This is a genomic window from Lutibacter sp. (genome assembly GCF_013139515.1).
GTDB lineage: Bacteria > Bacteroidota > Bacteroidia > Flavobacteriales > Flavobacteriaceae > Lutibacter.
Map to the genome: position 1 here is coordinate 17,882 of NZ_WTAR01000020.1, position 22,139 is coordinate 40,020.

Here is a 22,139-nt window from a genome sequence, read left to right on the forward strand (position 1 = left end):
AATAATTAATCAAACAAGTATGGAGAAAGAACAGTTTTATTATGACAATAAAATCGTAAAAATGTTTCTTTGGGCTACAATTCTTTGGGGAGTTGTAGGTATGTTAGTAGGGCTACTAGTAGCGTTACTTTTTATTTTCCCAGGATTATTAGAATTTGCAGGTGCAGAAAATGCTATTTCATGGTTAAGTTTTGGTCGTTTACGTCCATTGCATACCAATGCAGTTATTTTTGCTTTTGTTGGAAATGGAATCTTTTTAGGAGTTTATTATTCAACACAAAGATTGCTAAAAGCAAGAATGTTTAATGACGTTTTAAGTAGAATTCATTTTTGGGGTTGGCAAGCTATAATTGTAGCCGCTGCAATTACATTGCCATTAGGTTATAATTCTTCTAAAGAATATGCAGAATTAGAATGGCCAATTGATATTGCCGTAGTTTTAATTTGGGTTGTTTTTGGAATAAACTTAATTGGGACCATTTTAAAAAGAAGACAACGTCATATTTATGTAGCAATATGGTTCTATATAGCTACATTAATTACAATTGCAGTTCTTTACATATTTAATAATTTAGAAATGCCAGTAACTGCATTTAAAAGTTATTCGGTATATTCAGGTGTGCAAGATGCATTAATACAATGGTGGTACGGTCACAATGCAGTAGCATTTTTCTTAACAACACCAGTTTTAGGTTTAATGTATTATTTTGTTCCTAAAGTTGCTAATAGACCGGTTTACTCTTATAGATTATCTATCATTCACTTTTGGACATTAATTTTCTTATATATTTGGGCTGGGCCTCACCATTTATTATATACAGCTTTACCTGAATGGGCTCAAAATTTAGGTACAGTATTTTCTATAATGTTAATTTTTCCATCTTGGGGTGGTATGATTAACGGTTTACTTACTTTACGTGGTGCTTGGGATAAAGTTCGTGAAAACCCAGTTTTAAAGTTCTTTGTTGTGGCTATTACCGGTTATGGTATGGCAACGTTTGAAGGACCAATGTTATCATTTAAAAATGTAAATGCAATTGGTCATTATACAGATTGGATTGTTGGTCACGTACATATTGGTGCTTTAGCTTGGAACGGGTTTATGGTTGCTGGTATTGTTTATTGGTTAGCAGAAAAATTATGGAAAACACCATTATATTCTAAAAAATTAGCCAATACACATTTTTGGTTAGGAACAATTGGTATTTTATTTTATGCAATTCCATTATACATTGCTGGGTTTATGCAAGCATTAATGTGGAAAGATTTTAATCCTGATGGTACGTTAGTTTATGGAAACTTCTTAGAAACAGTAACTCAGGTATTACCAATGTATGCAATGCGTGCAATAGGAGGTACCTTGTATTTAACAGGTTTTATCTTATTAGCAATAAATGTTATTAAAACTGCAAAAGCAGGCTCAACTGTTGAAGATGAATTAGCAGAAGCTATGCCGTTGAAAAAAATTAGCGGACAAAGAATTGCAGGTGAAGGATGGCATACTTGGTTAGAAAGAAGAACAGTTTTATTTACAATATTAACTACAGTTGCAATTTTAATTGGAGGTTTAGTTGAAATAGTACCATTAATATTGGTAGATTCTAATGTAACAAAAATTGAAAGTGTAAAACCTTATACTCCATTAGAATTAGAAGGTAGAGATATATATATTCGTGAAGGTTGTAACAACTGTCACTCTCAAATGATTCGCCCTTTCCGTTCTGAAGTTGAGCGTTATGGTGAATACTCTAAAGCAGGTGAATTTGTGTATGATTTTCCATTCTTGTGGGGGTCACGTAGAACTGGGCCAGATGTGCATAGAATTGGTGGGAAATATAACGACAACTGGCATTTTAATCATATGTTAGATCCACGTTCAACATCACCAGGTTCAATTATGCCACGTTATTCATGGTTAATTAAAGACGATTTAAACGCTTCAAATTTGGAAGATAAAATGGCTGCTTTAGCTAAATTAGGTGTTCCATATACTGATGAAGAAATTAGTGGTGCTAAAGAAAAATTAGTAGCACAGGCTAAAGAAATTGAAGGTAATTTAAGACAAGACCCTGAGTTTGTTGCAAACTATGGTTCAAGTAATATTCAAAATAAAGAGATTGTTGCTTTAATTGCTTATTTACAACGTTTAGGGACTGATATTAAAGGAAATAAAACAGCACTAAAATAAGTTTGTATGTTAAAATTTATTAAACATAATTTATCAGGTATTGACGGGGTTGAAATATATCCAATAATTTCATTACTACTTTTCTTTATAGTTTTTGTAACAATGCTATACTTTGTTATAAAGCTGCCAAAAAGTAAAATAGATATAGTAAGCCAACTGCCATTAGATACAGATAATAATAAAGAAATTAATCATGAATAAAAAGTCAGAGAACATATCGGGTTGGAAAAGATTTATGAAATCTATGACCAAAGCTCACGAATTAGGAACCGAAGAAGATATCATGTTAGACCATGATTATGATGGAATTAAAGAATTAGACAACGTTTTACCACCTTGGTGGTTGTATGGTTTTTATATTACCATTGCAATGAGCGTATTTTATTATACACAAGTATTTTATAATTCAGAAAAATATAGTCAAGCTAAAGAGTATGCAGCTGAAGTAGCTAAGGGTAAAGCAGAAGTAGAGGCCTATAAAGCTGAAAACCCAGATTTATTTAATACAGATAATATTGTAGCTTTTACTGATGAAGAAAATCTAGCAAAAGGTAAAGAATTGTTTACAACCAAAACCTGTTTTGCTTGTCATTTAAATGATTTAGGAGGAAGTATTGGACCAAACTTAACCGATAATGCTTGGATATTAGGAGGTGATGTAAAATCTCTTTTTAATACAATTACTAATGGTGGTAGACCAGGAAAAGGAATGATTGCTTGGGAAAGTACAATAACTAGAGAAGAAAGAATTCAAATATCTAGTTACATTATTTCAATGCAAGGTACTACACCTGCTAATCCAAAAGCAGCTGAAGGAGATATTATTTTTCCAGAAGTAGTAGAAGAATAAAATAACTATTTAAGTTTAAAACATAGCACTTTAGTGAGTGCTATGTTTTTATTTTTTTAGATAATAGTAATTAGGCTCTTTTATGATTTTTGTCACTTTTGTGTCTTTTGAGTTAATTAATTAACCATAGATTTGCAAGTGAAAAAAATCAAAAAATAGCCTTTTTAAATTCAATATGAGTACAGATAATAAAGAAGTTTTTAGAGATTCAATAGGGACGATTGATGATAGCGGTAAACGTAATTTTATATACCCAAAAAAACCTAAAGGTAAATTTTATACGTATAGAACATATGTAAGTTGGTTATTATTAGCCTTTATGCTTGCTTCACCTTTTATAAAAATAAAGGGAAATCAATTTTTGCTATTTAATGTTTTAGAACGAAAATTTCACATTTTTGGTTTTCCATTTTGGCCGCAAGACTTCTATTTGTTGGTAATATCATTATTAGTAAGTGTAGTATTTATAATTTTATTTACGGTTATTTTTGGAAGAATATTTTGTGGATGGATGTGCCCCCAAACTATTTTTATGGAAATGGTTTTTAGAAAAGTAGAGTACTTAATTGAAGGTGATAGGTCTAAACAAATTAAGTTAGATAAGCAACAATGGGATACTGAAAAAATTAGAAAACGATTGTTAAAATGGTTTTCTTTTTTCTTAATTTCATTCATAATATCAAATGTGTTTTTAGCTTATATTATTGGTTCAGATGAGGTTCTAGGATATATAATAGAAGGTCCAGTTAATCATATTGGAACGTTAGTTAAACTTTTAGTATTTACAGCCGTATTTTATTTCGTATTTGCTTGGTTTAGAGAGCAAGTATGCATTATAGTTTGTCCATACGGTAGGTTGCAAGGTGCGCTTTTAGATAATAAATCAATTAATGTAGCCTATGATTTTGTTAGAGGAGAAAATGAAAGTGGAAGAAAAAAATTAAGAAAAGACGAAAACAGAGAAGATTTAGGCCACGGAGATTGTATAGATTGTAAACAATGTGTACAAGTTTGCCCAACAGGGATTGATATTAGAAACGGAACACAGTTAGAATGTATAAATTGCACTGCTTGTATTGATGCTTGTGATGATATAATGGATAAATCTGGTTTTGACAAAGGTTTAATTCGTTATGCTTCAGAAGATGATATAGAGAAAAAAGAAAAATTTAAATTCAATGCTCGTTTAATTGCATATTCAGCAATATTAACAATTTTAGTAGTGGCGCTTGTAACGTTATTATTTTTAAGAAACGATGTGGAAGCCACAGTATTAAGATTACCTGGTCAAACATTTCAAACTAGCGGAGCTGCAATAAAAAATATTTATACCGTTAAATTAATAAATAAAACTACTGAAGATATTGAGAATGTAGAAATTAAGTTAATATCTCACAAAGGAACAGTAGAAGTGGTTGGTGGGTATCTTAAAGTTAAAAAGCAAGCACTACAATCAGGTACTTTATTTATAGAAATTAATAAAAAAGACTTAAGTTCATCAAAAGAAAATTTAAACATAGGGATTTACTCCAACGGAAAATTGATAGAAACAACAACTACTAATTTTATGGGACCTTTAAAACATAATTAAATGAAGTTAAAAATTAGTTGGCCAACAGGTATTGTTATTGCAATTACAGCTTTTGTAATATTTATACTATCTTTTGTTTATAAGGCAACATTTGTGCCTGCATACGATCATCATTTGGTGTCAGAAGATTATTATAAAGATGAGTTAAACTATCAACAAGAAATAGATAAACTAGATAATGCTGCAAAATTGGCACAAAATATTACCTATAAAAAAACAGCTTCAGGCTTATTAATTAGTTTTCCTTTAGAATTTACTCCTGCAAAAATTAAAGGAACAATAGCATTTCAAAGACTTTCAAACGATAAAATTGATTTTAAAATTCCTATTGAATTAACAACTAATGATTATTTGATTAAAGATGAGAAACTTGTTGAAGGAAGATGGAATATAAAAATTGAATGGTCAGTTGGTGAGACTAATTATTTATTTAAAAATAAATTAATGTATTAATATGCTCTGGACAGGACTTCTTTTAGGGTTGGCAGGTGGTTTTCACTGTGTTGGTATGTGTGGTCCAATTGCATTTATATTACCAGTAAATAGAGACTCTAAATCATCCCTTATATTTCAAACATTTTTATATCATTTAGGTAGAATATTAAGTTATTCTATAATTGGAATTATATTCGGTTTTATTGGAAAAGGATTATATTTAGCAGGGTTTCAGCAACGTTTATCCGTTTTAACAGGCGTTGTTATGATTGTAATAGTGTTTATTCCAATATCAATATTTAATAAGTATAATTTTTCAAAACCTTTATACGCAATTATTGGAAAAGTAAAGCGTAAGTTAGGCTTTTACTTAACTAAAAAGTCTAACAAAGCATTATTTTTAATAGGATTTTTTAATGGATTTTTACCTTGTGGTTTGGTATATATGGCTTTAATTGGTTCAATTTCAACAGGAAATTCTATTGAAGGAGCATTATATATGGCGTTATTTGGGTTAGGAACAACTCCTTTAATGACTTCAGCAGTTTTATTAGGTAATTTTGTAACTTTATCAGTTCGAAAAAAAATTCAAAAAGTAATACCAGTTTTTGTGGTTATTATAGGATTATTATTTATTTTGCGAGGATTAGGTTTAGGAATTCCTTATATTTCACCATCAGACGCAAAATTGCAAATATCTAACAATCCAGATACGTGTATAACCATAGAAAATAAAGAATAATTTATGGAAGAAACTTCAAAATTAACTCTTGAAGATTTTAATCAGATAACTTCAAATAATGAACTTTTGCAAACAATTAAGCAAAAGAATATTGATATTGATAAAGTACATAAAAAATTATTTTATGAAGAGGAATTACGCCGTTTACAAATTGAATTGGTAAAACTTCAGCATTGGATATCAGAAAACAATAAACGTGTAGCAATTGTTTTTGAAGGACGTGATGCTGCGGGTAAAGGTGGAAATATTAGACGTTTCACAGAACATTTAAACCCACGTTCTATGAGGTTGGTTGCACTAAATAAACCTACTGAAGTTGAGCAAGGGCAATGGTATTTTAGACGTTATATTAGAAAATTACCGAATCCAGGAGAAATTGTATTTTTTGATAGAAGTTGGTATAATAGAGCAGTAGTTGAGCCTGTAATGGGGTTTTGTACTGAAACTCAGTATGATAAATTTATGGTACAAGTACCAGAATTTGAACACATGTTGTATGAAGACGGAATGGTTTTAATTAAATTTTGGTTTTCAATTTCAAAAGACGAACAGTTAGAAAGATTTAATGCTCGTTTAGAAACACCGTTAAAACGTTGGAAGTTTAGTCCGGTTGATAAAAAAGGACAAGAATTGTGGGATAAGTATAGTCATTTTAAAGAGCAAATGTTTAGTAAAACACATACAAGTTATAGCCCTTGGATTACAGTTAGAGCAAACGATAAAAAAATTGCTCGTTTAGAGTGTATTAGGTATGTTTTATCTCAATTTGATTATGATGGAAAAGATGAAGCTTTAACAACACTTTTCCCTGATCCAAATATAATTATGAGATATTATCGTTCATCAAACCAAATTGATTAAGTATGCATGAAGAATACATATTGACGGAAGAAGATACTAAAATTCTTAATTCTAATAAGGGTTTAACAGCATTACTATCTAAAGATCCTTATAATTTAGAAAAAGCTGTTAGATACGTTAAGTATGAAAAAAAATTAAAAAAATTGCAGGTTGAATTGATAAGATTACAATCTTGGGCAATTGCTGAGAATGAACGTATAATTGTGATTTTTGAAGGGCGTGATGCTGCAGGAAAAGGTGGCGCAATTAGACGAATTACTGAAAGAATGAACCCTCGTCATTTACGAATTGTAGCATTGCCAAAGCCAACAGAAGATGAAAAATCACAGTGGTATTTTCAACGGTATGTAAAGCAATTTCCAAAAGCTGGAGAATTAGTTTTTTTTGATAGAAGTTGGTATAATAGAGCTGTTGTAGAGCCAGTAAATGGTTTTTGTACAAATGAAGAGCATGAGGTGTTTATGAATCAAGTGAATGATTTTGAAAGAATGATTACCGAATCGGGTATTCGTTTAGTAAAAATGTACATGTCTATTTCAAAAAAAGAACAAGCAAAGCGTTTTGATGATATTAAAAGTAATCCTCTAAAACAATGGAAAATGACTGCTGTTGATGGAAGAGCACAAGAATTATGGGATGTTTATACAGAATATAAAAATAAAATGTTTGCGAAAACAAAAGAAGGTACTGTTGCTTGGAAAATTATAAGAGCAAACCGTAAAACATTTGCTAGGGTCTCTGCAATTAACACTATTTTAGAGAGCATTCCTTACGATAAAAACAGAGAAGTTTAAAATAAAAACCTCAGATTTGAGGCTTTTTATTTTAAATATTTACTAAGATTAATTTAACTTTTTAGTTAACTTCTTTCACAAATTTTATAGAAGTAGTATTTACACAATAACGTTGACCAGTTGTTTCTTTGGGTCCATCATTAAATATATGACCTAAATGGCTATCGCACGTAGCGCAAACTATTTCGATTCTAATCATTCCGTGAGATTTATCTTGTACATAGTTAATAGTTCCTTTTATTGAATCATCAAATGAAGGCCAGCCGCAATGAGATTCAAATTTACTATTTGATTCAAATAATTGAGTATTACAAGCTGCGCAGTGATAAGTTCCTTTTTCAAAATGAGAAGTTAAACCATCTTCACTTGGAGCATCTGTCCCTTTTTGTCTAAGTACATAGTATTGCTGAGGTGTTAACTCATTTTTCCATTCAGCTTCTGTTTTTATAACTTTTTTATTCATTTTTTTGTTTGTTTTTTCTTGTGAATAACTTAGAAAAGTAGTTGTTAAGAATAGAATTGTAACTAATATTTTCATTGTGTTAATTTCTTTGTATAAATTCAATAATTCTACTTATTACTTGGTTATCTTTTAAAATACGTCTGTGGCCTAAACCATTTGTAATTAAAAGTTCACCTTGTTTTAAGTTTTGTCGAATATTGTATGCGCAACTAACAGGTACATCTATATCTTCAGTATCGTGAATTACTAGTGTAGGAATTTGTACGTTTTTTGCAGAATTACTTGCTGAATAATCATCAATATCTTTTCCAAATTTATTGTAAAAATATTTTTTTATTTTACCAACCATTTTAGGCTTTAGTTCTATTTTTTTTACAAAGTCTGTAATAATATCAGTAATAACATCTCCAGCACCAATAGTAACTACTTTTTTAAGCTGTAAGCCTTTTTTTACACTATTTAAAACAGCCATTCCGCCTAATGAATGACCAATAGCAAATTCAAAAGGACCGTATGTAGATTCAATTAATTCTGTTGCTATAACAAATTCATTCATCATAGTCGTTTTTCCAGTTGATTTACCGTGAGCTGGGCCATCAAAACTGATAGTCATAAAGCCATTTTCTAATAACTTATCTGCAATTTTAAACAATTGTGTTCCTCTGCCAGCCCAACCATGAATTAATAAAACTTTTCTTTTTGAATAACCATAAGAATAAACCATTAACTTTTTATTTAATTCAGGAATATATAGAAGTTCTTTTTTTGCACTTTTAGCCATTAATTTTTCACGTTCTGGTGTTTTAAACTTTATGGGTGTTTTAAATAACTTAACGGCAAATATTGTAGCTAAACTAGGTGAAATAAATTGTAATATTTTTCCAACGAGTAGTATTGAAGAAGGAACTTTAGGAATATTATTTTGAGGTAAAAGTTCTTTACCATTCAATTTGTTCATATTATCATATATATTTGCGCATAAAGATAGAATTTGTAACTTTATAATTAGTGCAACAATTAAAAATAACTAAAAAATGAAAAAAATAATATCATTAGCCATCGTTTTCTTATTTATAGTAAGCTGTAGTACCGTACCAATTACGGGTCGTAAAAGAATTAATGTAGTTAGCGATGCTCAAATATTACCTGCCAGTTTTGCTCAATATGAAGGGTTTTTAAAAGAGAATAAGGTTTCTAGAAATATTAAAATGACGAATGAAATTCAGTCTGTAGGTTTAAATATTTCAAAAGCTGTAGATAAATTCATGCGTGCAAATGGTATGGTAAGTGAAGCCAATAGTTACCGTTGGGAGTTTAATTTAATTGAAGATTCTAATGTAAATGCTTGGTGTATGCCTGGAGGTAAAGTAGTTTTTTATACAGGTATTTTACCAATATGTGATAATAGAGATGGTATTGCAGCCGTAATGGGACATGAAGTTGCTCATGCTTTTGCAAAACATGGTCAGGAACGTATGACAAGTGCTTATGGACAACAATTAGGGGGTATTGCTGTTGCTATAGGAACAAATAATAAAGATCCAAAAACACGTGCTCTTTGGAATACAATTTATGGAGTTGGTTCAACAGTTGGAATGTTAGCTTATAGCAGAACTCATGAAACTGAAGCGGATAAATTGGGAATGGTTTTTATGATTATGGCTGGTTATAAACCAGAAGAAGCCATAAATGTTTGGATTAGAATGAGTGAAAGAGCAGGTGGAAATACACCACCTGAATTTTTAAGTACGCATCCATCTAACCAAACAAGAATTCAAAACTTGAAGAATTATTTACCAACAGCTATAAGTTTAGCTAATAAATATAATACACAATAGATTTAAGTCAATCACCGTTTTTTAAATAACAAATAATTATAGTATATTGTAAACCGTTCTCACGTTTGAGAACGGTTTTTATTTAGAAAATTATGTTAAAAAAAGGCGACAAAAAATTGATTAATGGTTGGGCATTTTACGATTGGGCAAACTCAGTATACTCATTAGTAATTGGAACAGCAGTTTTTCCAATTTATTATGAATCTGTAACAAGCTCAGAGGGTGGAATAGTTCAGTTTTTAGGAACAGAATGGCATAATACTACTTTATATTCGTATGCTTTAGGCTTCTCATTTTTAGTAGTTGCATTTTTATCGCCAATACTTTCAGCAATTGCAGATTATACAGGGAACAAAAAGCGCTTTATGCAATTTTTCTGTTTTTTAGGTTCATTTTCAGTAATGTCACTTTACTTTTTTACAGGGAAGGAGAATATTTGGGTAGGAATTATTTTTACCATCTTGGCTAGCATTGGTTTTTGGGGAAGTATTGTTTTTTACAATGCTTATTTACCTGAAGTTGCTGAACCAAAAGACCATGATAGAGTTAGTGCAAAAGGATTTATGCTTGGTTATATAGGCTCAATTTTATTGTTAGGATTTAATTTATCTATGGTTATGAAGCCTGAATGGTATGGTATTATAGATTCAACATTTCCTGCTAGAATTTCATTTCTTACTGTAGGTATTTGGTGGTTAGGTTTTGCTCAAGTTACATTTAGCCGTTTACCTAACAATCCCTTTAAAAGAAAACCAGAAAGAGATTTTATTTTCAAAGGTTATAGAGAATTAAAAATAGTGCTTAAAGAAATAAAAACTCAGAGTCAATTGAAAATTTTATTAATTTCATTTTTCTTATACAGTATAGGGGTTCAGACAGTTATACTGCTGGCTTCAGTGTTTGGAATAAAAGACTTAGGTTTAGAAACAAGTAATTTGATTATTACTATTTTACTAATTCAATTAGTTGGTGTTTTAGGAGCATTTGTATTTTCAAGGTTATCTGAAAAAATAGGGAATATTAAGGCTTTGAAAATCACAGTTTTAATTTGGAGTGTTGCTTGTATGGGCGCATATACATTGCATAGAGAAGACCCAAATGTGTATTTAAAATTTTATGCTTTGGGTGGTTTTATTGGTTTGGTGTTGGGAGCTATTCAAACATTGTCTCGTTCAACGTATTCAAAATTAATACCTGATACAACTCAAGATCACGCAACTTATTTTAGTTTTTATGATGTGACAGAGAAAATAGCCATTGTATTTGGAATGACATTAGCCGGTATTGTAACATCGTTTACAAGTTCTTTACGTTTATTTATATTAATTTTAGCTATCTTTTTTATTGCAGGATTTATTGTCTTAAGCTTTATGAAAGGTTCAAAATATGTTAAATAAAAAATACGATTTTATTGTAGTAGGTGCTGGTATAGTTGGCTTAGCAACTGCGTATAAATTACAATTAAAATTCCCTAAAAAATCTATAGCAGTTTTAGAAAAAGAAGATGAAGTTGGTTTGCATCAAACAGGACGGAATTCAGGTGTAATGCATTCTGGTATTTATTATAAGCCAGGTTCTTTTAAAGCTTTAAACTGTAAAAATGGAAGTGAACAACTTATTAATTTTGCTAAAAAGTTTAATGTAAATCATGATGTTTGTGGGAAAGTAATTGTTGCAACTACAGAAGATGAACTACCAATTTTAGATGAAATTTTTAAGAAAGGAATTGAAAACCAGACTGATGGTATTTGTTTTTTGTCTTCGGAAGAAATAAAAGAAAAAGAGCCTTGTATTGAAGGCCTAAAAGCAATTTGGGTACCAACAGCCGGAATTATTGATTATGTAGCAGTTTCTAAAGAGTTTATCCATCAAATTCATCTAATAAATCCTAAAAGTAATTTAATAGCTTCTTGTAAAGTTTTAAAAGTATTTTCAAATAAAAATCACACTATTCTTCAAACTTCAAAAGGTGAATTAACTTCAAAAAAAGTAATATTTTGTACAGGTTTACAGTCAGATAGAATAGCTGAAAAAGACGATTTAAAATTAGACTTGCATATTGTAGGTTTTAGAGGTGATTATTTTGAATTAAAGCCTGAAGCAGCTCATAAAGTTAAAAACTTAGTATATCCAGTTCCCAATCCAAAATTTCCTTTTTTAGGAGTTCATTTTACAAGAATGATAGATGGTAGTATAGAATGTGGGCCAAATGCAGTATTTTCTTTTAAGCGTGAGGGCTATAAACGTATAAGTTTTAGTTTTAGAGACACTTTTGAAGCATTGACTTTTAAAGGTACTTGGAAATTATTTAGTAAGCATTGGCGTAAAGGAATTGATGAATATAAACGTGCTTTTTCTAAACGTTTATTTGTAAAAGAACTTCAAAAAATGATGCCAAGTATTACTGAAAACGACGTCCAATCTGCAAGATCTGGTGTGAGAGCACAAGCAATTGATTTTAATGGAAATATGGTAGATGATTTTAAAATTATGAACCACAATAATAATATTCATGTACTAAATGCTCCTTCACCAGCTGCAACATCGTGCCTGGCAATTGCTGATGAGATTGTTACTTTTGTTTGTTAGAAGTTATATGTTTTTAAAAAGTATGTTGTAAATTTGAAAAGCTTAAATAAACCTATAACTAAATATCATTACCCCTTAAATGATTTTAACTGAATTTGATTATAAAACTGCTATTCTTCATACAAAGTTTGAAGGTGAAATTACACTCCTAGAAATTGTTGAATATATAAAATCAACCAAAAATAATAAAGAATATCCTAGAATTTTAAAAATTTTGACTGATGCCTCTACTTCTAAGATGAATTTAGAATTTGAAGATTTAGGAGTTATTGTTTCAGAAAATTATAAATCTATTGAAAAATATGATTGTATAATTGATGCCATAGTTTTAGAAAACCCAAAAGAAACTGCTTTATCGTTTTTATATAAAGAACTGGTGAAAACGGGTAAATATAAATTTGAAGTTTTTTCTACACAAGAAGCGGCTATAAGGTGGTTAGATAACTATTAGTTTTCACCATGGTTAGTCTCAATAATAATTTAAAGTTTTAAAATATAAGTTAAAGCTTTTTTTAAATTTAATTGAGCTTCATTAGACAACTTTATTTCAATATTCCAATGATATCCTTGTATTTCAAATGTATATGATTTAGGTTTTTTATTATAAACGGTTTCACATAAATACAAAATTTGATTTGGAGGCACAGCATGTGTTGAAAAATTCACTTCTTTTGAAGGTGTTAATTCTGAAATAGAAAAACCTTGTTTTAAATTATTTCTCGAGGCATCAATAAAAAAAACTGTATCATAATTTGAAATTAAATCGGCATCTTCTACCATTAATTGATATTTGTAAATTAAATTATTTGTATTAAACCCTTCTTTCTCTAGTAAATCTAGAAAACACCAGCCAAGGCCATCGTCTTGGCGAGTGTTGTTTCCAATACCAATAAAAAGTGTATTATTATCTAATTTTTTCATCGAGTAAATTTCCGTTGTTATCTTCTAATTGGCCAATTAAAGGCATTTGCCCCAAGGCGTGCGTTGCACAACTTAAACAAGGGTCGTAAGCTCTAATAGCCATTTCAATTTGGTTTAACATGGGCTCAGTAATTTCAGGTTTGTCATTTAGGATGCTTTCTGATACTGTGCGCACACCTTGGTTGATTGCTTCATTATTAAAAGTAGTTGAAACAATTAAATTACATTTTGTAATTAAGCCTTTATCATCAATATGGTATTCGTGAATTAGCGTACCTCTAGGAGCTTCAATAATCCCAATTCCTTTGTTTCTTGGAGTTCCTTTTCTAACTAAATCATTGCCCATAATATCTTTGTCTAACAAAAGCTCTTTCATATTTTCTGCACAATGTAACAATTCAATTAAGCGAGCCCAATGTGTATGCATTGTCATATTGTTGGGTTTATTTTTGGTGTATGCTTTAAATTGTTGGCGTTCAATTTCAGCGAGAGGTGTTGGAATGTGAGAACATGTATTTAAACGTGCTAATGGTCCAACTCTGTTCCAACCTTTTTCTCTTCCGTATTTGGTCATATATGGAAATTTTAAATACGACCATGCTTCAACACCTTCTTTAAAATGATTTCTATATTCAATATCTTCAATATTGAGAAGCTCTTTTCCTTTAGAATCAATAGATCGAATATGACCATCATACAGCTCTAAAGCACCAGATACTTTATCTACCAATCCTAGATGATTTGATGGATAAGCCGCAAAATTATCTACCCATTCGCTGTTTTCAAGATGAAAAGATTTCATAAAATCAATTATTTCTTTAGACCAAGAAATCATAGTATCTATATTTGGAATTTGTTTTCCATCTAAGAAATACTCAAGTTGTTTGGGTGTAAAAGCTTTATGAACACCACCTGGAACAGCTAAAGTTCCGTGAATTTTTTTACCAGATAAAGAGGTAATAATTTCTTGACCAAACTTTCTCATTAAAATTCCTTTTTTTGCAAGCTCTCTATTCTCAGTCGCAACCGCAACAATGTTTCTTTTTTCAACAGGAGCATCAATTCCAAATAACAAATCTGGTGAAGCTAAATAGAAAAAATGCAATGCATGAGATTGAAAAACTTGTCCGTAATGTAATAATTTTCGAAGTTTAGTTGCCGTAGGAGATAAATTTTCCGGGTCTATCCCAACTAGTTGGTCAATGGCTTTTGCAGCAGCCAAATGATGACTAACAGGGCAAATTCCGCATAAACGTTGTACAATAATTGGTACTTCCCAGTACGGATGTCCTTGAATAAATTTTTCAAACCCTCTAAATTCTACAACATGTAAATAAGCATCACTTACTTTACCATTCTCATCAATTTTTATGGTTACTTTTCCGTGTCCTTCAACACGAGTAACAGGATCTATGGTGATTTTTTTTGGTTTCATTGTATAGAATTTTAGCAGTTAATCATATTTAAATTCTGGATATGCAATCGTTAATTCTTCTTCAAATAAAATATTTTTGACTACGTTCCAAATATGATTTGAATTTGGTGGACAACCTGGGATATGATAATCTATTTTTACAATTTCATGATTGGAATAAACTTTATCTAAAATTTTTGGAATGTCTTCATGATTGGGAATTACCGATTCATTTTCTTCACTTGTTAAGGAATTTAAATAGGCTTCATTTAAACAATCTTCTAATGGTATGGTATTTCTAAGTGCAGGTAAACCTCCCCAAATTGCGCATTCCCCAACTGAAACTAAAATATCACAATTTTCTCGAAAGGCTCGTAATACTTCAAAATTATGAGTGTTACTAACACCGCCTTCAATAATTCCAATATTGCATCGTTTGCTAAATTTCTTAATATCTGTAAGTGGTGTTTTGTTAAATTCTACTACTTCAATAAGATCAACCAAGCCTAAATCTATATCTAATAATGACATATGGCAACCAAAACAACCAGCCAATGAAGTGGTTGCGACACGTTTTTTTTGACCATTACTATTGTTTTTGTTGATTTTGTTAAAAGGAATTGTTTTTCCTTCAATACCTTGGTCAAACATTCTATTTCCAAAAGGTTTACTTACAGATTTTCCTTTAACTAAAATTGAACCAGTAGGGCAAATTTGCATGGCATATTCGGCTTGAGATTCGCTTAGTTTGGCTTCCTGTTCATAATCAACTGTAACAACTGTTTTGTTTCCTTTATTTAAAAAATTAAATACTTGGTATCTATCATTGGTTTTTATTTCTTCAAAACAGCGTTTACATTTAATACATCTGTTTTGATTTACAACAATTCTTTCAGCCTTGGCATCAATAAATCGTTCTACAAATAAATGTGGAAACCTTGTATACCGTATGCCTGTTTCGTAACCTAGTTTTTGCATTTGACAATCACCACTTTTTTCACAAGAAGGGCAAAAGTGATTTCCTTCTACAAACATCATTTCTAAAATAGCTTTTCTAGTATCTAGTAATTCAGGTGTATTTACCTCAATATCCATTCCTTTGTCAATATTTATAGTGCATCCAGCAGTAGCACGTCCATTGAGTTTCACCGTGCAAACTCTGCAACTTCCCAAAGGATTTTGTTGTTTGAAGTGGCACAATGAAGGAATAAATATTCCGTTTTGTTTTGCAGCCTCAATAAGGTTTTTACCTTTTTCAGCACTACAAGTTCTTCCGTCTATATTAAATGATACATTTTCCATTTTAGTTATTTTAGAACTACAGTTGTGTTTCTTTAATAATACTATCGTATTCTTGAATAGCACTTTCCATGTCAAATTCAACATGTTGATTTTCATGTAGTGGAGATATTTTCAGCTTGAAATAATCTTCAAATTTAGCTATAGACGTTACTAGTGAATTTGGAGATGATTTTCCCAATCCACAACGACTGGAAAGTTGTATAATAGTTCCCCATTGTTTAATTTCATCAATATCATTTTGAGTACATAATCCACGCTCAAATTTTTTAATTTTCTCATATAAAATTTGATTTCCAGCTCTACAAGGTGTGCAAACACCACAAGATTCTGTTTTGAAAAATTTCATAAAGTTTTTCTGAATTTGAAGAATACTGCGTGATCTATTAAAAATCATAATAGAACCACCACAAATAAGATCTTCTTTACAAATTTTTCGATCAAATTCAGAACTGTTGATACAGCTTCCTGAAGGACCGCTAATTTGGATATAATAAGGAGAAAGGCCTTCGCATAATTTCAATAAATCTCTAATAGTTGTTCCCCATTCAATTTCATAGATTCCAGGTTTTGCAACATCTCCCGAGATGCTTAATAATTTTGTTCCTTTACTTTTTTCTGTTCCAATAGCAGAAATAAAATTGCTTCCAAGCTCAATTATTCTAGCTGCTTTTGCAAAGGTTTCAACATTATTTACCACTGTTGAATATCCTAAATAACCAACTTCTGTTGGAAAAGACTTTTGAATACGAGGTTCTCCACGTTTGCCTTCTAAAGATTCAATGAGTGCTTTTTCTTCACCACAAACATAAGAACCTGCACCTAATTGTATTTCAATATTAAAATTGAAATTATCAATACCAAGAATAGTTTTACCTAAGAACCCTTTTTTATGAAATTCTTGAAGTGTGCTTTCAAGTTTTTCTAGCAAATATGCGTACTCAGCTCGTAAGTAAATATAACCTTTTGTAGCACCAGTAATAAATGCGGCAATTATCATTCCTTCTAGAATCAATCCTGGATTGTTTTCTAACAGTGCTCTATCTTTAAAAGTACCAGGTTCACCTTCATCTGCATTGCAAATAATGAACTTTTTTGTACTGTTACTTTCTTGGCAATACTGCCATTTTTTTGCTGTTGGAAAAAAGGCGCCACCACGTCCAGCTAATTTGGCTTTTGAGATGAGGTTTAAAATTTTGTTAGCACTTGAGTTTTGTAATTTTTTTATTGAATTTCCTAGTATGTAGTTTCTAAAAAATACGGTTTTATCATCAGTAGGAGTATACTGAATTTTACTTGTAACAGTGCTTGAAATGGTGTTTAATTGAGTACCATTCTTTAATTGTTTAATAATTTTCACAACCTTCTTGGGTGTTAAATTGGTAAAAGGTTGAAAGTTGATTAAAGCGGCAGGTTCTTGATCGCTCAATCCAATACAAGAAGTTTCAAAAAGAGTGAATAACGGATTTTCATTGTATGCACCAAAAGTACAACCTGTTTCTTTTTCAAACGCAGCTTTTATTTGCTGAAACCCTTTGAATTCTGAGACAATACTGTTGTTTAAATAAATAATAAATTTACCAGTAGGCTGTTGGTGAAAGAAATGATAAAAAGTGACAACTCCTTCAATTTCTGTAGTTGAAACTTTTAATGTTTTGGCTATTTCTTTAATTGCATTTTCTGAAATATAACCGTGCTTATTTTGAAATTCCCAAAGTTTGTTTAATAGGTCTGTTCTTTCCATATTAAAAAAATTAAGTTTCCTTATCTAAAGTTACAAATAAAACAAATTTGAAATGTTGATTTTCAGGAGTTTATATGCGATTTATTGTTAAAATATAAATTTTAAGGAACTATTAATTTTTTAATAATAAAATAGATTAAATGGGTGATAGAATTTAGTAAATAAGATTTTTTGTTGAAGTATTATTTTTACAAAATTCATAAAATATCAACATAAATTATTGAATTTCAAAAATTTGAAAGAAATATAGACTGATTTTTAAATTTGCACTAACAAATTAAACATCAAACAATTATGAATATAAAATAAAATGAATAAAAATACCTTGTCTAAAAAAGAAATTATTTTTTGATATTTTTTTTAGTAAATACAGTTTGTTAAAATTTGCCGACCTAAAAATTACTCTTACTTATATTGATTGTAAATTGTTAGAAATTGAATTATATTAATAAGGTTATTTAGCGTTATTTGAAGTATTTTTACCGCTTAATTTTTTAGCTTAAATTCATGAAAAAACTACTTACTTTTTTTACTGTTTTAGTAGCAGTTTCTGTAACATCACAAAATCTTCAATTACATAAAGATTTTGAAAGAAATCATTTAACAACTACTTTTGAATTATTTAAAATAGATAAATATGGTAACACATTTATTTTTATAGATTTTGATTACAATTCAGCCGTAGGAATAGGTTCTGCCTATTATGAAATAGCACGCGTTTTAAAAACAGAAAAAATGCCAGTTGGTTTGCATATTGAATACAATAGTGGATTAACAAATGCATTTAGTTACAATGAAGCTTTGATTTTTGGAGCTAATTATTCAAAAGGAAATAAAAAATGTGGGTTTTCAGCGTATGCAGGTTATAAGGCATTTACAGGCGCAGGTAAAGGAAATTTTCAAGTAACGGGTACTTGGTATATACATTTAGTTGAAAATAAATTAACTTTTTCAGGTTTTGCAGATTTATGGACAGAAAATGATTTGTCTGAAAAAACAGTATTTTTATCGGAACCTCAATTATGGTATCATTTAAATAAAACTTTCTCAGTAGGAGGTGAAGTTGAGTTAACAAATAATTTCGCCTATGATTTTAACTTTAATGTAAGACCAACATTAGGCGTTAAATGGAATATTTAAAATAGAATGTACTCTGATTTTAGAATGACCTGAGTACTTTTAGTTATCAAAAAAAAATCTCTGCAATTAATATGCAGAGATTTTTAGTAAGGATATTTTGAGTGATTCTAAAAACACTAAATTTTAAATTTTAGCCCTAAAATAATATTTCTTCCAATATTATTAATCTCATCTGCTTTTAAACGAGATAAATGTGAAATGTAACTTTTATCAAATACATTGGTAGCATTTAAATTGATATCAAAAGTAGTTTTTCCTATTTTTAGCGTCCCTCCAAAACCAACATTCATTAAAGAATAACCATTAGAAGTAGTTTCAAATCCGCTTACATTATTTTGATTAAAAGTACTAGATAAATTTATAGAAGCAAAGCCATCAGTTAACCAATTTTGAATGTCAAATTCAGTTCTAATCGTATTGTTCCAATTATTTGCAGGAATTAAAGGTAAATAATCACCATTTTGTTTTTCTCCAGTAACAGTTTCAAAGCTACTTTCAAAATGCAACCAATCTAAAGGATGTGGATGAAAATGCACACCAATTTCACCACCATATAAATTTGCGTTATTTTGAATATAACTATAAACTTCATTATTATCTAGTATTTCACCAGTAGGTGATGTATAAATATAATTGTTTATATGATTATAAAAACCATTTATAAAAAATTCAAAATGATTTGTGTAGTATTCTAAATTTACATCAGTTTGAACATTTTGTTCGGTTTTTAAATTGTTGTTTCCAATTTCGTATCTATTGGTTCCTTCATGAACTCCGTTTGAGCTTAACTCTGCCAAATTTGGTGCTCTAAATCCTGACGCAAAATTCATTCGTAAAATTATGTCATCAGTTATATTGGTTTTATAACCTAAAGAAGCGTTAAAACTATTGTATGTTTTATCTATAGTTTCAAAAGAACCTTCTTCTCCAGTAACACCATATTGTTCTGTTAAAATAGTTCTTTTGTCAAAACGTAAACCTGCTTGAAGTACATTCGTTTTCCATTCATAATTACCAGTACCAAAAATACCAACATCATTTGTAATTGCATTTGGAATTAAATATTCTTCACCAAAATTTTTATTAGTTTGATGCATTCCTTGAATTCCAACAATGGATTCAATGTTACCAAATTTTTGAAAATGATATTTTGCATTGTAATTAAAGGTGTTTAATTTCATATGTAATACCGCAATTTCGCTATCTTCAAATTCACTTCTGTCATTAGCAATATAACCAAGATCTATAGCTAGTTTTGAATTTTGAAAAAAGTAAATATTGTTTAAACTCAATAAATTATTGAAAACTGATTGTTTTGGGTAGGTGGTTTTTTTATTGGTAGTTTGTTCTGCAACTCCTTCTTCAGGAATTCCTAAATCTAATTTATTATAATTATATCTTAAAACACTTGAAATTTTAGAATTTTGATACCCAATTCCTGTTTTAAAGTCGGTTTCATTATAACGTGTATTTGTTACGCTATTTCCGTTTGAAACCTTATAATCTGAATGTGTATTATAACTTCCTCTACCAATAAATTTCCAATTTTCAGAAGAAGTTTTTATGCTTAATGAAGAATTACTTCCCAAGGTATTTGAAAATAATTTTTGTTCAAAATTGGAGGATAAAGTATTGGCTTCTGCAAATTTTTCTGGATTGAAATATAAAACTCCACCCAAAGCATCTGAGCCATAAAGTAATGAGGCTGGGCCTTTTATAACTTCTACACTTGCTACTCCAGCATCATTTAAACCTAAACCATGTTCATCTCCAAACTGTTGATTTTCAATACGAACACCTTGTGAATAAACCAAAACACGATTACCGCTTAAACCTCTAATTACAGGTTTTCCAATAGACGTTCCCGTTGAAACTTGTGAAACGCCAGGAATTGTTGCCAAACCCTCAATTAAAGTTGAAGTTCCTTTTTGTTGTAATGATTTGATGCTTTCATAATCAACTTTCATTACGTTTTGCGATTGTAATTTATTGAAGGCGGTTGAAACAATTATTTCATCCATTTTAAAAACAGCTTCTTCTAAACTAAAGTTTAGTGTTGTTTTTTTATTTTGAAGACTAATAATTTTAGTCTCAGTTGCGTATCCTATAAAAGCTATGGTTATTTTAATAGGTGTATTTGGTAAATTTTGTAGTTGGTATAATCCTTCTTCATTTGTTGAAGTTCCTTTATGAAGATCTTCAATGTAAACTTCTACACCAAATAATGGGTTGTTTTTTAGGTCTGTTATTTTTCCTGATATTATATTTTGAGAATAGGAAATAAAAGAAAAACCAATAAATAATATTGATAGGTATAATTTCATTTTAATGTGTTTATTGTTAATGAGTTTTTGAATAAATAGTTATATAAACAATAAAACAGGAGGTGCTCTAGATGATTTAAAATGAAGATTTAAAGAAGTTATTTGATTTTTTGTAGGATATATTTTTTCTTCAACTATGGTAGTTGAAGCTGATGGAATGCTTGAATAAAAATCAATAGAATTAGTATCTATTTTAAAATGTAAAACAGAACAGTCAATTTCATGAGTGTCAAAATGAGTTTTATTTTGCTCATGACAAATTGAATGTTCATGCGTTGTAAATGAGTGTACAAATTGTACACCAAAAGGAAGCAATACAACTGCAATTAAAACAATTGAAATAAATTGACTAATATGTAGCTTAATTTTTGACATATATTAAGCTGTAAAATTACAAAAATTAACTTAATCTTTAACACCTAATTTTCCCAAAATAACTTCAAGTAAACACCATTTAGTAATGGATGATTGTAATAAATTTGCTCCTACAAAAGCAGTTACCCATAACCAATTTAAGTTGTTCAATTTTATAGCTAATAATAAGCTAATTAGTATAAATGTTCCTGCAAATGCTCTAATTATTCGTTGTTTCATATTCTTAATTTTTAATTTGATTTTTCAATATTTAGCAGAACAACATGTACCTTTGATGATGTTCTTTGTTTTTCATTAAATTCAGTAACTGCACTAAATAAATTATCTGCATTTTCTTTTTTAACGAAAGCATAAAATAGAATAGATTGGCTTTCGTTCATTTCACTAGCAAACCAATTGTCGCCAACAGATTCTTCTGTTCTATCTCTATACCCTTTTACATTGGTATATGTAAAACATGGTATTGATGATTTTTTTAACAAAAATTTTATATCGTTCTCAAATGCTTCAATAGCTGTAATCATTAGTAATTTCATAAGTTCTTTTTTAAGAAGTTAAAAGGTTGATGATT

The 22,139-nt window shown here is 29.8% G+C and carries 23 protein-coding genes; 13 read left to right on the plus strand and 10 right to left on the minus strand.

Annotated elements, in window-relative coordinates; translation table 11 throughout:
- Positions 1–19: 19 nt before the first annotated feature.
- From ccoN to ppk2 (GQ540_RS02215), 8 genes are all read left to right on the plus strand, one after another.
- Positions 20–2,188, plus strand: a complete 2,169-nt coding sequence (gene ccoN / locus GQ540_RS02180) for a cytochrome-c oxidase, cbb3-type subunit I (RefSeq protein ID WP_291796661.1) — start codon at positions 20–22, stop codon at positions 2,186–2,188.
- A 6-nt stretch (positions 2,189–2,194) separates the two neighbouring features.
- The gene (locus GQ540_RS02185) at positions 2,195–2,389 is read left to right on the plus strand and encodes a CcoQ/FixQ family Cbb3-type cytochrome c oxidase assembly chaperone (protein ID WP_291796664.1); all 195 of its coding nucleotides are present in this window, start codon (positions 2,195–2,197) and stop codon (positions 2,387–2,389) included.
- Positions 2,382–3,038 (plus strand): cbb3-type cytochrome c oxidase N-terminal domain-containing protein, encoded by a 657-nt coding sequence (locus GQ540_RS02190; protein WP_291796667.1) that lies wholly within the window; start codon positions 2,382–2,384, stop codon positions 3,036–3,038. Before GQ540_RS02185 ends, GQ540_RS02190 begins: the two co-directional genes overlap by 8 nt.
- A 175-nt stretch (positions 3,039–3,213) precedes the next feature.
- Entirely contained in the window at positions 3,214–4,629 is a 1,416-nt protein-coding gene (gene ccoG, locus GQ540_RS02195; RefSeq protein ID WP_291796670.1) for a cytochrome c oxidase accessory protein CcoG, read from the plus strand.
- The gene (locus tag GQ540_RS02200; protein WP_291796672.1) at positions 4,630–5,082 is read left to right on the plus strand and encodes a FixH family protein; all 453 of its coding nucleotides are present in this window, start codon (positions 4,630–4,632) and stop codon (positions 5,080–5,082) included.
- 1 nt (position 5,083) lies between these two features.
- A complete protein-coding gene (locus GQ540_RS02205) occupies positions 5,084–5,806 on the plus strand; it encodes a sulfite exporter TauE/SafE family protein (RefSeq protein ID WP_291796677.1) in 723 nt (240 codons plus the stop codon).
- A gap of 3 nt (positions 5,807–5,809) precedes the next feature.
- Positions 5,810–6,667, plus strand: coding sequence for a polyphosphate kinase 2 (ppk2, locus tag GQ540_RS02210; RefSeq protein WP_291796678.1), 858 nt, complete (start codon positions 5,810–5,812; stop codon positions 6,665–6,667).
- A gap of 2 nt (positions 6,668–6,669) precedes the next feature.
- Positions 6,670–7,461 carry a polyphosphate kinase 2 gene (ppk2, locus tag GQ540_RS02215; protein ID WP_291796683.1) on the plus strand — a complete coding sequence of 264 codons (792 nt, stop codon included), beginning with the start codon at positions 6,670–6,672 and terminating at the stop codon, positions 7,459–7,461.
- A gap of 61 nt (positions 7,462–7,522) precedes the next feature.
- Here the strand turns inward: ppk2 (GQ540_RS02215) and msrB are convergent, their stop codons facing one another.
- Together msrB and GQ540_RS02225 are read right to left on the minus strand one after the other, a co-directional pair.
- On the minus strand, positions 7,523–7,924 hold the full coding sequence (gene msrB / locus GQ540_RS02220) for a peptide-methionine (R)-S-oxide reductase MsrB (protein ID WP_291796686.1): 402 nt from the start codon (positions 7,922–7,924) through the stop codon (positions 7,523–7,525).
- 79 nt (positions 7,925–8,003) lie between these two features.
- Positions 8,004–8,882, minus strand: coding sequence for an alpha/beta hydrolase (locus GQ540_RS02225; RefSeq protein WP_291796689.1), 879 nt, complete (start codon positions 8,880–8,882; stop codon positions 8,004–8,006).
- A 76-nt stretch (positions 8,883–8,958) separates the two neighbouring features.
- Between GQ540_RS02225 and GQ540_RS02230 the strand changes: the two genes are divergently transcribed.
- The 4 genes from GQ540_RS02230 to GQ540_RS02245 all read left to right on the plus strand — a co-directional run bounded on the left by GQ540_RS02230 (position 8,959) and on the right by GQ540_RS02245 (position 12,802).
- A complete protein-coding gene (locus GQ540_RS02230) occupies positions 8,959–9,762 on the plus strand; it encodes a M48 family metallopeptidase (protein WP_291796692.1) in 804 nt (267 codons plus the stop codon).
- Between the two features lie 92 nt (positions 9,763–9,854).
- The gene (locus GQ540_RS02235; protein ID WP_291796695.1) at positions 9,855–11,159 is read left to right on the plus strand and encodes an MFS transporter; all 1,305 of its coding nucleotides are present in this window, start codon (positions 9,855–9,857) and stop codon (positions 11,157–11,159) included.
- Positions 11,149–12,351 (plus strand): L-2-hydroxyglutarate oxidase, encoded by a 1,203-nt coding sequence (gene lhgO / locus GQ540_RS02240; RefSeq protein WP_291796698.1) that lies wholly within the window; start codon positions 11,149–11,151, stop codon positions 12,349–12,351. The genes GQ540_RS02235 and lhgO overlap by 11 nt, the downstream gene beginning before the upstream one ends.
- 79 nt (positions 12,352–12,430) lie before the next feature.
- Entirely contained in the window at positions 12,431–12,802 is a 372-nt protein-coding gene (locus GQ540_RS02245; protein WP_291796700.1) for a hypothetical protein, read from the plus strand.
- Between the two features lie 29 nt (positions 12,803–12,831).
- Here the strand turns inward: GQ540_RS02245 and GQ540_RS02250 are convergent, their stop codons facing one another.
- Genes GQ540_RS02250 through GQ540_RS02265 form a run of 4 tightly spaced genes read right to left on the minus strand, consistent with a single transcriptional unit; the run spans position 12,832 to position 17,729 of the window.
- Entirely contained in the window at positions 12,832–13,272 is a 441-nt protein-coding gene (locus GQ540_RS02250) for a hydrogenase maturation protease (RefSeq protein WP_291796702.1), read from the minus strand.
- On the minus strand, positions 13,256–14,707 hold the full coding sequence (locus GQ540_RS02255; protein WP_291796704.1) for a Ni/Fe hydrogenase subunit alpha: 1,452 nt from the start codon (positions 14,705–14,707) through the stop codon (positions 13,256–13,258). Before GQ540_RS02255 ends, GQ540_RS02250 begins: the two co-directional genes overlap by 17 nt.
- An 18-nt stretch (positions 14,708–14,725) precedes the next feature.
- Positions 14,726–15,988 (minus strand): 2Fe-2S iron-sulfur cluster-binding protein, encoded by a 1,263-nt coding sequence (locus GQ540_RS02260; RefSeq protein WP_291796706.1) that lies wholly within the window; start codon positions 15,986–15,988, stop codon positions 14,726–14,728.
- A 16-nt stretch (positions 15,989–16,004) separates the two neighbouring features.
- Positions 16,005–17,729: an NAD(P)H-dependent oxidoreductase subunit E gene (locus GQ540_RS02265; RefSeq protein WP_291796708.1), complete on the minus strand. Its 1,725-nt coding sequence runs from the start codon at positions 17,727–17,729 to the stop codon at positions 16,005–16,007.
- Positions 17,730–18,236: 507 nt separating this feature from the next.
- Between GQ540_RS02265 and GQ540_RS02270 the strand changes: the two genes are divergently transcribed.
- The gene (locus GQ540_RS02270) at positions 18,237–18,869 is read left to right on the plus strand and encodes a DUF5020 family protein (protein WP_291796710.1); all 633 of its coding nucleotides are present in this window, start codon (positions 18,237–18,239) and stop codon (positions 18,867–18,869) included.
- Positions 18,870–18,985: 116 nt separating this feature from the next.
- On the opposite strand, the gene GQ540_RS02275 is transcribed toward GQ540_RS02270, so the two are convergent.
- Genes GQ540_RS02275 through GQ540_RS02290 form a run of 4 tightly spaced genes read right to left on the minus strand, consistent with a single transcriptional unit; the run spans position 18,986 to position 22,104 of the window.
- On the minus strand, positions 18,986–21,193 hold the full coding sequence (locus GQ540_RS02275; protein ID WP_291796712.1) for a TonB-dependent receptor: 2,208 nt from the start codon (positions 21,191–21,193) through the stop codon (positions 18,986–18,988).
- A gap of 39 nt (positions 21,194–21,232) precedes the next feature.
- Positions 21,233–21,568 (minus strand): hypothetical protein, encoded by a 336-nt coding sequence (locus GQ540_RS02280; protein WP_291796714.1) that lies wholly within the window; start codon positions 21,566–21,568, stop codon positions 21,233–21,235.
- A 30-nt stretch (positions 21,569–21,598) separates the two neighbouring features.
- Positions 21,599–21,787, minus strand: coding sequence for a DUF2892 domain-containing protein (locus GQ540_RS02285; protein WP_291796716.1), 189 nt, complete (start codon positions 21,785–21,787; stop codon positions 21,599–21,601).
- Between the two features lie 11 nt (positions 21,788–21,798).
- Positions 21,799–22,104 (minus strand): hypothetical protein, encoded by a 306-nt coding sequence (locus tag GQ540_RS02290; protein ID WP_291796718.1) that lies wholly within the window; start codon positions 22,102–22,104, stop codon positions 21,799–21,801.
- Positions 22,105–22,139 lie beyond the last annotated feature (35 nt).